Origin of the sequence: Prochlorococcus marinus XMU1406, assembly GCF_017696055.1 — a bacterium.
Classification (GTDB): Bacteria; Cyanobacteriota; Cyanobacteriia; order PCC-6307; family Cyanobiaceae; genus Prochlorococcus_A; species Prochlorococcus_A marinus_W.
In genome coordinates this window covers 462,081-475,009 of sequence record NZ_JAAORG010000001.1, presented here as the reverse complement: position 1 = coordinate 475,009, position 12,929 = coordinate 462,081, and the positions used below count along the sequence as shown (strand labels likewise).

Annotated in this window: 14 protein-coding genes; 5 read left to right on the top strand and 9 right to left on the bottom strand. The window is 31.2% G+C overall.

The genetic code is table 11. From position 1 onward, the window contains the following. The first annotated feature begins 6 nt into the window (after positions 1-6). From pyrH to HA149_RS02725, 3 genes are read left to right on the top strand one after another with little or no spacing between them, the layout of a single operon-like run. The gene (pyrH, locus tag HA149_RS02735) at positions 7-711 is read left to right on the top strand and encodes a UMP kinase (RefSeq protein ID WP_209112800.1); all 705 of its coding nucleotides are present in this window, start codon (positions 7-9) and stop codon (positions 709-711) included. 22 nt (positions 712-733) lie between these two features. Then, the gene (frr, locus tag HA149_RS02730) at positions 734-1,282 is read left to right on the top strand and encodes a ribosome recycling factor (protein ID WP_209112798.1); all 549 of its coding nucleotides are present in this window, start codon (positions 734-736) and stop codon (positions 1,280-1,282) included. Next, positions 1,279-2,412 carry an NAD(P)/FAD-dependent oxidoreductase gene (locus HA149_RS02725; RefSeq protein ID WP_209112796.1) on the top strand — a complete coding sequence of 378 codons (1,134 nt, stop codon included), beginning with the start codon at positions 1,279-1,281 and terminating at the stop codon, positions 2,410-2,412. The genes frr and HA149_RS02725 overlap by 4 nt, the downstream gene beginning before the upstream one ends. Before the next feature lie 25 nt (positions 2,413-2,437). Here the strand turns inward: HA149_RS02725 and tal are convergent, their stop codons facing one another. The 4 genes from tal to HA149_RS02705 form a co-directional block, all read right to left on the bottom strand. Beyond that, positions 2,438-3,439, bottom strand: a complete 1,002-nt coding sequence (gene tal, locus HA149_RS02720; RefSeq protein WP_209112794.1) for a transaldolase — start codon at positions 3,437-3,439, stop codon at positions 2,438-2,440. Positions 3,440-3,529: 90 nt separating this feature from the next. After that, the gene (locus HA149_RS02715; RefSeq protein WP_209112792.1) at positions 3,530-5,281 is read right to left on the bottom strand and encodes a peptidoglycan D,D-transpeptidase FtsI family protein; all 1,752 of its coding nucleotides are present in this window, start codon (positions 5,279-5,281) and stop codon (positions 3,530-3,532) included. Further along, positions 5,281-5,709: a hypothetical protein gene (locus HA149_RS02710; protein WP_209112790.1), complete on the bottom strand. Its 429-nt coding sequence runs from the start codon at positions 5,707-5,709 to the stop codon at positions 5,281-5,283. Before HA149_RS02710 ends, HA149_RS02715 begins: the two co-directional genes overlap by 1 nt. A gap of 85 nt (positions 5,710-5,794) precedes the next feature. Beyond that, positions 5,795-7,156 (bottom strand): CPBP family intramembrane glutamic endopeptidase, encoded by a 1,362-nt coding sequence (locus tag HA149_RS02705; protein WP_209112788.1) that lies wholly within the window; start codon positions 7,154-7,156, stop codon positions 5,795-5,797. A 119-nt stretch (positions 7,157-7,275) separates the two neighbouring features. Here HA149_RS02705 and HA149_RS02700 point away from each other — a divergent pair, with 119 nt between their 5' ends. Continuing rightward, entirely contained in the window at positions 7,276-8,604 is a 1,329-nt protein-coding gene (locus HA149_RS02700) for a histidine phosphatase family protein (protein WP_209112786.1), read from the top strand. A 54-nt stretch (positions 8,605-8,658) separates the two neighbouring features. Here the strand turns inward: HA149_RS02700 and lepB are convergent, their stop codons facing one another. The 5 genes from lepB to HA149_RS02675 form a co-directional block, all read right to left on the bottom strand. Next, positions 8,659-9,318 carry a signal peptidase I gene (gene lepB / locus HA149_RS02695; RefSeq protein ID WP_209112784.1) on the bottom strand — a complete coding sequence of 220 codons (660 nt, stop codon included), beginning with the start codon at positions 9,316-9,318 and terminating at the stop codon, positions 8,659-8,661. A gap of 29 nt (positions 9,319-9,347) precedes the next feature. Then, on the bottom strand, positions 9,348-9,704 hold the full coding sequence (locus HA149_RS02690) for a Spx/MgsR family RNA polymerase-binding regulatory protein (RefSeq protein WP_209112782.1): 357 nt from the start codon (positions 9,702-9,704) through the stop codon (positions 9,348-9,350). Then, positions 9,701-10,255 (bottom strand): inorganic diphosphatase, encoded by a 555-nt coding sequence (locus HA149_RS02685; RefSeq protein WP_209112780.1) that lies wholly within the window; start codon positions 10,253-10,255, stop codon positions 9,701-9,703. The genes HA149_RS02690 and HA149_RS02685 overlap by 4 nt, the downstream gene beginning before the upstream one ends. Further along, a complete protein-coding gene (locus HA149_RS02680) occupies positions 10,245-10,499 on the bottom strand; it encodes a hypothetical protein (RefSeq protein WP_209112778.1) in 255 nt (84 codons plus the stop codon). The genes HA149_RS02685 and HA149_RS02680 overlap by 11 nt, the downstream gene beginning before the upstream one ends. Before the next feature lie 92 nt (positions 10,500-10,591). Then, the gene (locus HA149_RS02675) at positions 10,592-10,945 is read right to left on the bottom strand and encodes a resolvase (protein ID WP_209112776.1); all 354 of its coding nucleotides are present in this window, start codon (positions 10,943-10,945) and stop codon (positions 10,592-10,594) included. A 174-nt stretch (positions 10,946-11,119) separates the two neighbouring features. Between HA149_RS02675 and HA149_RS02670 the strand changes: the two genes are divergently transcribed. After that, positions 11,120-12,922 (top strand): proline--tRNA ligase, encoded by a 1,803-nt coding sequence (locus tag HA149_RS02670; RefSeq protein WP_209112774.1) that lies wholly within the window; start codon positions 11,120-11,122, stop codon positions 12,920-12,922. The last annotated feature ends 7 nt before the right edge of the window (positions 12,923-12,929 follow it).

Here is a 12,929-nt window from a genome sequence, read left to right as displayed (position 1 = left end):
TATTGAATGACTTACAAAAGAGTTCTCTTAAAACTTAGTGGTGAAGCACTAATGGGTGAAAAACCTTATGGTATCGATCCAGCTATAGTTCAGTCAATTGCAGAGGATGTTTCAAAAGTAGTCGAAAATAATGTGCAACTTGCAATAGTTGTTGGGGGCGGGAATATTTTTAGGGGGCTTAAAGGGTCTGCAGATGGCATGGATAGAGCGACAGCTGATTATGTTGGGATGCTCGCAACGGTAATGAATGCTATTTCACTTCAAGATGGTTTAGAAAGAGTAGGAGTTGCAACCAGAGTTCAAACTGCAATAGAAATGCAGGAAATTGCCGAACCCTACATTAGAAGAAGAGCAATGAGGCACCTAGAAAAAGGGAGAGTTGTAGTTTTCGGAGGTGGATGCGGAAATCCATTTTTTACAACTGATACTACAGCAGCTTTGAGGGCAGCGGAGATAAACGCTGAAGTTGTTATGAAGGCTACTAAAGTTGATGGAGTATACGATCGAGATCCTAATCAATTTAACGATGCAAAAAAATATTCCTCTCTCAGTTATCAACAAGTTCTTAGTGATGAAATTGCAGTAATGGACAGTACTGCGATCGCACTTTGCAAAGATAATAATATACCAATTATGGTTTTTGATATATTCAAAAAAGGGAACATTTCAAAAGCTGTTGCTGGTAAGCCAATAGGCTCTTTAATTAGTTAAAGATCATTTTATTTTTTTAATTATGAAAGAAAAAGAAATTCAAGAAAATATGAATAAAAGTATTGAAGCCACACAAAGAAACTTTAATACAATTAGAACAGGCAGAGCTAATGCTTCATTGTTAGACAGAGTAAATGTTGAGTACTACGGAGCAGAAACACCAATCAAATCACTTGCCACAATAAGCACTGTTGATTCACAAACAATTTCAATACAACCATTTGATATTTCATGCTTACAAGCGATTGAGAAATCTATTTCTATGAGTGATTTAGGTATTACACCAAATAATGATGGGAAAGTAATAAGAATAAATGTTCCTCCCTTAACAGAAGAAAGAAGAAAAGAATTCTGTAAATTAGCCTCTAAATATGCAGAGGAAGGAAAAGTAGCTTTGAGAAATATCAGAAGAGATGCTGTTGATAAAGAAAAAAAAGACGAAAAAGATGGTCTCATTTCTATTGACGAATCGAGAGATAATCAATCTGAAATTCAGAAAATTACTGATAAATATATTGCCTTAATAGAAACTAAATTATCTGAAAAAGCAAAGGAAATTCTAAAAGTTTGATAGGATTTGACGTCGTAATAATAGGTGGAGGCTTATCAGGATCTGCCACGGCTCTTAACCTATCAAAGAAAGGATATTCAGTTTTAATTATCGAAAAAGAAAATTTCCAAGATTACAAACCATGTGCAGGTGGGATGGCATCTTCAATGCAAAGATTTCTTCCCTTAAATATAAAAGATGCCATGGAATCAAAAATTAAGAATGTTGAATTCAGATGGAAGGCTTCAGATAATGTAACTGCTGATCTGACTGGTGAATCACCATTTTGGATTATTAGAAGAGAGAAGCTTGATCAATTATTACTAGATGAGTCCTTGAGTAATGGAGCTCAGATAATGAGACCATTATTGATAGAAAAAATCATAAAAAAAAATGATAAATGGGAAATTACTTGCAATAACAAAATAAAATATATTACAGAATTTCTTGTGATTGCAGATGGGTCTCAATCGAAATGGGCTGGTTATTTCAATTTAGGGGCAAGAAAACCGAAATTTGCGAACACAATCTCATTAAGATTGAAAGGGTTAGGAGAAATACCTAGAGATACAGTTAGATTTGAGTTTGGATTTATAAAATATGGTTTTGCATGGGCATTTCCTCTAAGAGAAAGCTTAAATATTGGTCTAGGTACTTTTATAAATAATGGTCTCCTAGAAAATCAGGCTATAAATAAACAAGTAATCAGAAGCTTCGGTTTTGATGATTTTCCTAATATAACAATTAGTAAGAAACTGAGAATATGGAATGGCTTCCACTCAATTAATGGTGACAAAGTTCTAGCGGTTGGAGATGCAGCATCTCTATGTGATCCATTTTTAGCGGAAGGAATAAGACCATCTTTAATTAGCAGTTTTTATGCTGCAGAATATATAGATCAGTGCTTAACAGGAAAAGTAGATAATTTAAATCTTTATACGAAAAAAATTAACAACATTTGGGGGAAATCAATGGCTTGGGGGAGGAGAATAGCCCAGGTATTTTATAGATTTCCTAGAACTGGATACCAATTAGGTGTCAAAAGAAAAACAGCACCTAAACGTATTGCTCAAATATTATCAGGAGAAATGAGTTATGAGGATATTGCAAAAAGAGTTATTAGAAGACTTTTAACAAAAAGTGGTACTTAATTCTTTTTTCAATTCAAACTTAAATTTAGTTAGCAGAAATCAATTTATGATTTTTAATTTCTGAATATCTCTTGAGTAGCAGCTCTTCCAATTCTTCTATAGCATTACTGAATCCAGTGATGCCCTCACTGAGCTTTTCACTTGCCATTTGATCTTCTAACATGCTTAATCTGAAATCTTTTTCTTCAAATTTGTAGTCAATAGAATGATTTATTTGGGTACTTACATCTAATTTTCTAACTAACTCTCCTTTCTCTTTCTTCAGTTCCTCAAGAAATTTTGGTGCAATTGTTAAAAGATCGCAACCTGCTAATTCTTTTATTTCATCAAGATTTCTAAAACTCGCTCCCATTACTTCTGTCTTGAATCCCTTTTCTTTAAAGTACTTGTATATTTGTGTAACCGAAATAACACCAGGGTCTTCAGGACCAACAAAGCTAGTTTTACCAGTTTTTGCTTTATGCCAATCCAATATACGGCCAACGAATGGAGAAATTAGAGTTATCTTTGCATTGGCACAAGTTACCGCTTGGCAGAAGTTAAAAAGTAAAGTTAAGTTGCACCTAATACCCTCTTTTTCCAAAATTTCAGCTGCCTTAATTCCCTCCCAAGTTGCAGCAATCTTAATCAAAATTCTTTCCTTTTCAATTCCAAAATTTTTGTAAAGATTGATCAATTTTCTCGCTTTTTCTACCGTAGCTTCGGTGTCAAAGCTCAATCTTGCATCAACTTCTGTAGATACACGCCCTGAAATAATTTTCAATATTTCTTTTCCAAAAAATACTGAAACTTGGTCAACAGTTTCTTTGATTAATTCAATTTCGGAGAATTCTTTGGGCAATACATTTTCTGAACTTTCTAAAGCTTTATCAATTAATTTCACATAATCAGGATTCTTAGCAGCGGCAAGTATTAGCGATGGATTGGTGGTGGCATCCCTTGGTTGAAATTTTTTTATCGAATCTAAATCTCCTGTATCGGCAACAACAACGGTCATTGAGGACAATTGTTCTAAAATTGATTTCATATCTAGATAATCATATATATACATAAACTAGCTTTTATTCCTGATGAAATCATCAGATAATGAACTAAATATCTATAAAATTGGAAAATTTTAGGGTTTTTTAACAATCATTTCATGATCTTTAATCTTTGGAGGTATTTTTTCAATTACTATCAAACTCTCGATAATTTCTTTAGCAACTGGTACAGCAACAGTTGAACCATATGCATAAGATTTAGATGGCTCATCAACGACTACAAGGACAACATATTTCGGATCATTAACTGGTAAGGTCGCCACAAAACTGCAAACTTTTTTACTTGTATAGGAACCATTTAAGGCTTTTTGGGAAGTGCCCGTTTTCCCCGCTATCCTATAACCCTCAATTTTCACTCCAGATCCACTACCTTTATCAACTACGCTCTCCATCCATTCAAGAACAGTTTTAGAGACCTCGTGTGAAAAAAATTGTTTCTTTAGATTTTTATTAACTCTTTCTCTGAAAGTTGAGGTTACATGAGGAGTCACTTCAAAACCACCATTTGCTAGAGCCGCATGAAGTTGAACCAATTTAAGTGGCGAGATTGAGAACCCTTTACCAAAAGAAGTTACGGCAGGCTCAATTGATTGATTTACAAATAAATCTTTTTTCTTTAGTTGGCCAGCAGTTGATTCAAATAAGTCAGTCTCTAAATTTTTGTTAATACCTAAATTTTTTAGCCAATCCCAGTAAATTTTAGGATCTAAATTTTGCATTATTTTTACCATCCCAACATTACTTGAAACCTGCAATACTTTTGGATAGTCGATGTATCCATTACCTTTTTTATCCCAATTAGAAAGTGTCCATCCTCCAACATTAATCTCTCCAATATCTTCAACTAATCCATCTTTCTGGATAATTTTTTCTTCTAAAGCTAAGGCAAGATTAATAGGTTTAAAAGTTGAACCAGGCTCAAATAAATCTTGAGAATACCAACCTCTAAAGAGTTCAGAATCATACTGCCAAAATTTATTTGGATCGTATGACGGAAATGTAACCAAGGAAAGGATCTGACCATTATTAATATCCATAACTATGGCAAATCCCTTCTTTGCTTTCCATTTGCTTACTTGCTTTGATAATGCATTGAATGACGCTTTCTGTAATTTTGAATCTAAAGTTAGGCCTAAACTTTTGTAATCAGAAATAAAATCACCTGGTGCTGAATTATCCGGTAGAGGAGTTCCGTCTCCTCCTCTTTTTATTAAATTACTTTTATTAAAAACTTTAATTTGATTATCTAAATGAAGCTCTAAACCTGCTGAAGCCTTATTCTCATCATTAACAAAACCGACAAGATTAGAGTAAAGCTCCCCTTGTGGATAATATCTCTGCGAATATTTAAACAAATCAAGTCCGCTTATTTGAAGTTTCTTAATCTTTTTTGCCTTTTCTTCAGAAATTTTATCCAAAAGCTTGATGCCATTCATTTTTTTATTAAATTTCCCTAAGATTATTTCTTCATTAATATCCAAGATAGGTGACAATTTTTCTGTAACTTCTTTAATACTGCGAACTCTATTTATTGAATCACCAGGAAAATTAAAGTATTTTGGATGGGCCCATAATTTATAGAGCGGTTTATCGTAAGCAATTAGTCTATTATTTCTATCAACAATTGATCTCCTTTTTTTTAAGGAGTTAGTTTTAGAGGATTGTATTAATCTAGCTTTCCTTTGCAAATCAGAAGCGTTAAAGACTTGCAATTTAACCAACCTACCAAACAAACAAAATATTAATAACAAACTAAAAATATAGAGAAATTTAAATCTTTTTTGATCAAGGGGTATTAGACGAACAATTTTTTTGTATTTTTTCATCAATATCCCCTTTGATATTTACTATCACTAAAACCTTCAATGAAACTATTTAAATTTTTCCTGAATAAACTTTCTTTTTTTTCTACAAGTTTATCTAGATAGATTAAATCTTCAGGTTTAGTTTTTTTATAAATATTGTGAGACTCAAGTTCGCTAATATAAAATTCTTCAATTTTAGAAATATAATCTATGAGGTTATGATTGATAGCTCTTGTTTTAGATAAGGTTTTATATGTATTTGACCATTTCCTTTGGCTATCAAAAGATAAGAAAAATAAGGTGAAAATTAATACCAAAAGAGAGATATTAATGGTGTCGAAAATTTGGTGTATTAATTTGATATTAAGAATGAATATTTTTTCGAAATTTTTTTTACTTTCATTTAAAACTTTTTTTTTTAAATTAAGTTGATTCCCATAAGGTTTCATCTATGATTTATTTTTTAAATGAAAGAGGTGTTATTAATTAAATAAACATCTTTTTGTTTGATTCGCAAGTAAAAAATTAAATTCTTTATGTCCTCAATAAGAACAAATTTAAGAACGTCAATCCATTCCATAAAGAATGCATAATCACTGAAGAGAACAAACTTCCTGAAGCAATTCTTGTAATTCCTAATCCAATCCCTAGAACAAATAATGGTGGCATTTCTCCCAAACTTAAATGAGCTAATGCAAAAATAAAGGCTGAGACTATGATGCCTGAAATTACTCCAAAATCTCTTGAAAGAGTTGGTAGTAAAATACCACGAAATATAATCTCCTCGAATAGAGGAGCTAATAGAGTTGTTGTTACAAATAATAGAAAAAATGATAAGTAATTATTATTATTTAGAACAATTTCCAGCAAAGGGTTACTACCATTCTGATTATCGATCAGACTATTCATAATTAAAGAAATCAATAAAACAAAAGGAACGATAGTTAACCAACCTTTAATTCCCTGAATAATTGCATATTTTATTGGCAAGAAATTGAATTGTAAATAATCCTTTTTGAAAGTAAATTCACCATTCAAAGATTTAATTTGATAGTAAACTATTCCTAATGGAGGAATAGCCATAAAAAGATATCCAAAGAATATTTTTAAAGATTGCGTCAATTCATTAGAGATATTTTTAGAAAAAATTTCAACTAAACCGATAGAAAACAAAGGTGATACCACTTCTCCTAAAACAACAAATCCACCTGCAATTAATAAAACCATATCAATTAATTCCAAATCTAAGGATTTAATTTCTTGCCAACCAAACTTTTTCAAAGATATAGTAGTCCATAATATTTTCAAAGCCAGAATAGAGCCAATAAGTATTGTTAAAAGTGGTATTAGTCTGATGGCTAATATTTTTAAAAACATTTTGTTTGAAAAAGATTTTGTTATTAATGAACTATCGTCAAAATCAAACTTCTGGCTTAAAAGGTGATATAAAAATCTATCCCCTTTAAATAAATCAAATTTATCAGAATTAGGTTTATATGAGTTATTATTGAATTTTTTTTCTATCTCATTAATCAGTAATTTAAAGTTTTTATTTTCAAAATCTTTGGATATATTTTTATAGATCATAGGGTCATTTGATTCTGAAGAAATTATTCGAATTAATTTATTTCTTTCTGTTAGTTCTTCAAATGAAACCTCAGAGAGTGATTTATTTATTTGATCAACAGGATCATTAATGATAAAAAATTTTTTAAGATTTACAGGTATTGATTGGACCGATAATTCAGCAATTTCTTGCTCTTTTTGACTTATATCAAATGAAACAGATGGTCTATTTAAACTATCTCTTAAGCCTTGCTGCCATACAAAAAAAGTTATGACTACAGAAATAAAAGCTAAAGTGAGTTTTGACTTAGAAATATTTTTAAAGTTCATAACTACTTATTATATTGTTGAAAACTATACTTAATTATCATTGAATTTGCTTATATTTATGTATCTATTTTAATCACGCCATGAGATGATTAAATTATCTTAATTTTCAAATTTATATAATGGCTATACGATTAGTTTTAGTTAGGCATGGACTAAGCAGTTTCAATGCAAAAGGATTAATTCAAGGAAGAACAAATGATTCATTATTAACTGATGAAGGATACGAACAAGCCCGAAAAGCAGGAAAAGCATTATCAAAAATAAACTTCGATAAAATCTATTCCTCCCCACTTGTGAGAGCTGCAGAGACTGCAAAAACAATTAAAAAAACCTTCAATAAAGAACAAAATATTGTATTCGATGATAATTTGCTAGAGGTAGATCTTAGTGAATGGTCTGGTCTAAAAATTGATGAAATAAAAAAGAAATTTCCAGAAATTTACCCTATATGGAAAAATGATCCAGAAAAACTAATCTTAAAAAGAAATGCCAATAAATCTTATAAGCCAATTCAAGAGTTATTTTCTCAAGCAACAAATTTTGTAGAGGAAATTTTAAAAATTTATCTAGACAAAGATGATGTAAATATTTTAGTTGTAGGACATAATGCGATTCTCAGATGTTTAATCCTCTCGTTATTAGGAAAGCCTAAGCAAGGTTTTAGGAAAATAAGATTAGAAAATGCTTCTTTTTCGATACTCAATATTTCTAGGAAAGATAACTCTTTTAAGACCCAAATTGAATGCTTAAATCAAACTTCCCATCTTAATAAAAATATTCCAAATCAAATTGGAGATTCCAGAATATTTTTAATAAGGCATGGTGAAACTAACTGGAACAAAGAGGGTAGATTTCAAGGCCAAATTGATATCCCTTTAAATGAAAACGGAAAAGACCAAGCTAGAAAGACTTTTGAATATTTAAGAAATATTTCTTTCAATAAGGCATTTTCAAGTTCAATGCATAGGCCTTATGAGACTGCACAAATAATCCTTCAAAATAGCAATGATTTAAAAATAGAAAAAATAGATTCACTTGTAGAAATTAGTCACGGATTATGGGAAGGTAAACTGGAGGCAGAAATCAGAGAAGAGTGGCCCGTTTTACTAAAAAATTGGCATGATAAACCTGAAGAAGTAATAATGCCCGAAGGTGAATCTATAAAAGATGTATCAGAAAGATCTATAGATGCTTTTGAAAAAATTTGTTTATCTCAAAAGGATAATGATCTAAGCCTTCTGGTCGCGCATGATGCAGTCAATAAAACTCTAATTTGCAACATCCTTGGGATTAATTATTCAAATATTTGGATGATAAAACAAGGCAATGGTGGCATAACTATAATTGACCTTTTTAATGATCCCCAAAAGACCCCTGTGATTAGCGCTCTAAACATTACCACCCACCTAGGTGGAATAATTGATTCAACTGCTTCAGGAGCACTTTAAATTAAAACCCTTTTTGAAAATCTATCTTAATAACGTCAGAGTCAGAAAAAGGTTTTATTTATTAAAAAAGCCAACTTGACTAAGAGGCCAAAACCTGAAATATGCTCTACCAATTATCTCCTTTTTATGAAGAAATTTACTTCCAGGCCAATATCTTCCATCCCAGCTATTTGCCCTATTATCGCCTAAAACTAAAAAATGATCTTCTGGAACTCTAATATTTTCAAATTTACCACAATTGTTAAAGAGGGATAATGAGCACTTATAAGAGAGATAAGGTTCAGAGATTAATTTATTATTTATTATTAATTCACCCTTAGTGTTTACACTTACAATTTCCCCTGGGAGTGCCACCACTCTTTTAATATAAGCATCGCAAGCTTGATCCCTCAAGCCAGGAATAAAAGATATTGGAGGAAAACTCATAAAAAAACAATAACTTTTTTTTGGTAAAGGCTTAGATCTTGATGAAATTAATTTTTTGTCGAAGGAGTAAGGTGAGTTAAAAACAACAATATCTCCTCTTTTTGGTAAAGAGTTTCTTAACGAAAATTTTTCAATAATTAACCTATCATTTATTTTCAATTCTGGGAGCATGGAACCAGAAGGGATATAACGTGGTTCTGCGAGAAATGATCTACAAGAAGAAACAAAAAAAGTTAATAGAATTAGTAGACCCCATTCTTTTAAAAAACTTTTAATAGAAGTAGACATAAAATTAATATAGTCTTGTTTTTTGAAACTTATATAAGTTTTTTGGCATATTCAATTTCGTTAAAACCTAATATTACTTTTTTCCCTTCGTAAATCAAAAATGGTCTTTTTATTAATTTGCCGTCACTTAAAAGGAGTTGAATAATTTCTTCCCTTGATAAATAATCAATATCATGATTAAGATTTTTAAAGGCTTTACCCCTTGTATTAAAAATCCTTTTCTTATCATAAGAGTATTCTTCTAAGGCTAGATTTAAATAATTAACAAGTGGTGGTTTTTTTACAATATCAATTAATTGGAATTCGAAATCTTTGCTTTCAAGCCACTTTGAAGCTTTGCGGCATGTAGAGCATTTTAAATAACTATAAAAAATTATTTTTTTCAATTTAATTTACTAATATTTGACTTCTTGAGTACTTTAAATTTTTTCTTTTTTAGGGGTATACAACTTTTCAATAAATTTTCAACCACATCAAAATCTCTCCAACCATTAATTTGAATTGTTCTTCCATCAAGTCCTTTACTAGTTCTAAAAAATTCAGCAACATCCTCAAGCTGATTAGGAGCAATTTGATTAATACTCACTATATTAGCCTGCCTAGGGTTAGCCATAGGCACACATAAAAGTTTTCCATCATATGCACCACAATCATGCATATCCAAAACTCCAATAGGTCTAGCCTTAATTAGACAACCAGCAAAAGTAGGCTCATCCATTATCACCATTGCATCAAGAGGAGCTCCATCATCAGCAAGAGTATTTGGGATAAAACCATAATCAAAAGGATACCTCACTGAAGAATGCAAAACTCTGTCTAAGGCCATTATTCCTGCATCAGAGCAATATTCATATTTATTCCTACTACCTGCAGGTATTTCAACAACAATATTTACTATTCCCTTCATTGGAGATGGAGGTATTGAACTAAGGTCCATCCTTTTTAAAATCGTGATTATGAATTATCTCATTTCCTTGGGATAAAGGTCTACCAATTAAAATGCTTATTGAAGGTAATAAAATTGTCAAAAAGGCAAAAATAATACCTAAAGATGTTATTGATAAACTCCTTATACTTAAGGGGTCATCATCATCTCTTTCAAAATCACTTCGAGCAGAATCAAGAGAAGATTCTTCGCTTGATTTACTTTGAATAAACTGCTTTGATTTCGTGTAACTCAAGAACTCTTAATTGGAAAAGATTAAGGAGATAATTAAACATAATTATCCTACATTCAAAATGTCAATAAATCAAAACATTGATTGGGAACTTTTTAATTGCTCTTTTCTAGCAAAGACCTAATAGATTTTAGTTCGTCTAATATTTGTACTAGTATATTTTGAGCAGCCGAAGAAGGCGTATTAAAGACCTCTACAGTAACTTCCTTAATTCTTAAAATATCTTTTGCAAATCTTGCTACTTCATTAGGATGGAATTTTAAAGGATCTTTTTGATCAGTTCTAAATTCGGGATTTAATTTTCTTGGATTAAAGCTTGGGTTTAGATTTCTTAAATCTGTATTTGTATACCTATAGACAGAAGCTCTTGATCTGTTTAGGAATTTTTGAACTTCATCAATACCTACTAATTCCTCTTCGCTAGAAATATTGGAATCTATATTTTCCATAAACTTAAGAAAATGTTTTAGTAATAATGAATTTTTAAAAGAATTTGAACTTCATTACTGAAGAAGTTAGCAGAAAGAATATTTTTAGACTAGCCGCGTTGAGGGACTCAAGACACTTTAAATTCTTTTTTCCTCTTAATTGATAAAATTAAATATTATTAAGGATTTTTTTGTATGCGCGTGACAACCTCATTTCCTCTGGGGACACTTCGTGACACACCTTCTGAAGCTGAGATTATTTCACATCAATTACTTTTAAAAGCTGGGTATATTCGCAGAGTTAACAGCGGTATTTATGCATACATGCCCATAATGCTAAGAGTCATTGAAAAAATATCCGCAATAATAGAGAGAGAACTTAATAGTATTGGCTGCACAAAATTACTATTACCCCAACTGCATCCTGCAGATTTATGGAAAAAAAGTGAAAGGTGGGAAGGATATACTGCAGGGGAAGGAATAATGTTTAATCTCAAAGATAGGCAAGGTAAAGAATTTGGTTTGGCTCCAACTCACGAAGAGGTGATCACAAGTATTGCATCCGAGACAATCAACTCTTATAAGCAATTACCTCAATGTTTTTATCAAATTCAGACAAAATTTAGAGATGAAATAAGGCCAAGGTTTGGATTGATGAGAAGTAGGGAATTTATAATGAAAGATGGTTATTCTTTTCATTCTTCAGCAAACGATTTAACTTCTTTCTATGAGAAGGTGGGCAATGCTTATGAAAATATTTTTAAATCTTGTGGACTGCAGACAGTAGGAGTTGAAGCTGATAGTGGAGCAATTGGAGGTGCCTCCTCTAAAGAATTCATGGTCACTGCTGATGCTGGGGAAGATTCCATTTTGTTTACTCAAAGTGGTTCTTATGCTGCAAATATTGAAAAAGCTATTTCTCTACCCTCTCAACCTATTCCACTAAAAGACAATATTGCAGAGTGGTTGGAAACACCTCAACAGAAAACAATCCTCGAAGTTTGCGATAATAATAATTTAGACCCTAGTCAGATTATTAAAGTAGTAGTGTTCCTTGCACAGTTCGAAGGTAAATTTGAGTTCCCAATTCTTGCATGCATAAGAGGCGATCAACACATTAATGAAGTAAAGCTTTTTAACTTAATAAATAAACTTCATAAGTTTAATCTCCTTAATCTTAAAAAGATTGAAGATAAAAATACTATCGAAAAAAATTTAATTAATTTTCCCTTAGGTTTTATCGGGCCAGATTTAGATAATACAACTATTAAAGCTAGTTCTAATTGGGACAAAAAATGGACCAGAGTAATTGACTGTTCTGCAAGTAGCCTTTCAAGGTTTGTAAGTGGTGGAAATAAAGTTAATTTCCATAAAGTTTTTCAAGAGTTTTCTTTTGCTTCGAAAGATTATCTAATTGGGGATATCAGGAATGCCAAAAAAGGAGACAAAATAAGTATTGATAATAATGAGGAACTTAAAGAAAAAAAAGGCATCGAGATTGGACATATTTTCCAACTAGGTCAAAAATATAGTGAAAAATTAAATGCAAAGTTCTCTGATAAGGATGGTCAGTTAAAAAATTTATGGATGGGTTGTTATGGAATTGGAGTGACAAGAATAGCTCAAGCTGCTATCGAACAGAATCATGATCAAAAGGGAATTTGTTGGCCTATCCAGATTTCTCCTTTTGAGGTTGTTATTATTCCAACAAACCTAAAAGATCCTTTTCAAAGTGATCTTACTGAGCAAATCTATAACAACTTTTTAATTAATAAAATTGATGTCCTTCTTGATGATAGAAACGATAGAGCTGGCGTTAAATTTAAAGATGCGGAATTAATTGGTATTCCTTTTCAGATAATTATTGGCAGAGATTCTGTCAATAAAGAAGTAGAACTTTTATGCAGAACAAACAATACTAAGTTTAAAATTAGTACTGATAAATTGTTGGAAACATTTATTTCCGAATCAGAAATAATGTACAATGGAAAATCTTAAGTCTTAT

What these genes read in the sequence shown, in the direction of transcription:
- pyrH (WP_209112800.1), top strand. Translation starts at nt 7, where the DNA reads ATGACTTACAAAAGAGTTCTCTTAAAACTTAGTGGTGAAGCACTAATG.
- frr (WP_209112798.1), top strand. Translation starts at nt 734, where the DNA reads ATGAAAGAAAAAGAAATTCAAGAAAATATGAATAAAAGTATTGAAGCC.
- tal (WP_209112794.1), bottom strand. Translation starts at nt 3,439, where the DNA reads ATGAAATCAATTTTAGAACAATTGTCCTCAATGACCGTTGTTGTTGCC.
- HA149_RS02715 (WP_209112792.1), bottom strand. Translation starts at nt 5,281, where the DNA reads ATGAAAAAATACAAAAAAATTGTTCGTCTAATACCCCTTGATCAAAAA.
- HA149_RS02710 (WP_209112790.1), bottom strand. Translation starts at nt 5,709, where the DNA reads ATGAAACCTTATGGGAATCAACTTAATTTAAAAAAAAAAGTTTTAAAT.
- HA149_RS02705 (WP_209112788.1), bottom strand. Translation starts at nt 7,156, where the DNA reads ATGAACTTTAAAAATATTTCTAAGTCAAAACTCACTTTAGCTTTTATT.
- HA149_RS02700 (WP_209112786.1), top strand. Translation starts at nt 7,276, where the DNA reads ATGGCTATACGATTAGTTTTAGTTAGGCATGGACTAAGCAGTTTCAAT.
- lepB (WP_209112784.1), bottom strand. Translation starts at nt 9,318, where the DNA reads ATGTCTACTTCTATTAAAAGTTTTTTAAAAGAATGGGGTCTACTAATT.
- HA149_RS02685 (WP_209112780.1), bottom strand. Translation starts at nt 10,255, where the DNA reads ATGGACCTTAGTTCAATACCTCCATCTCCAATGAAGGGAATAGTAAAT.
- HA149_RS02675 (WP_209112776.1), bottom strand. Translation starts at nt 10,945, where the DNA reads ATGGAAAATATAGATTCCAATATTTCTAGCGAAGAGGAATTAGTAGGT.
- HA149_RS02670 (WP_209112774.1), top strand. Translation starts at nt 11,120, where the DNA reads ATGCGCGTGACAACCTCATTTCCTCTGGGGACACTTCGTGACACACCT.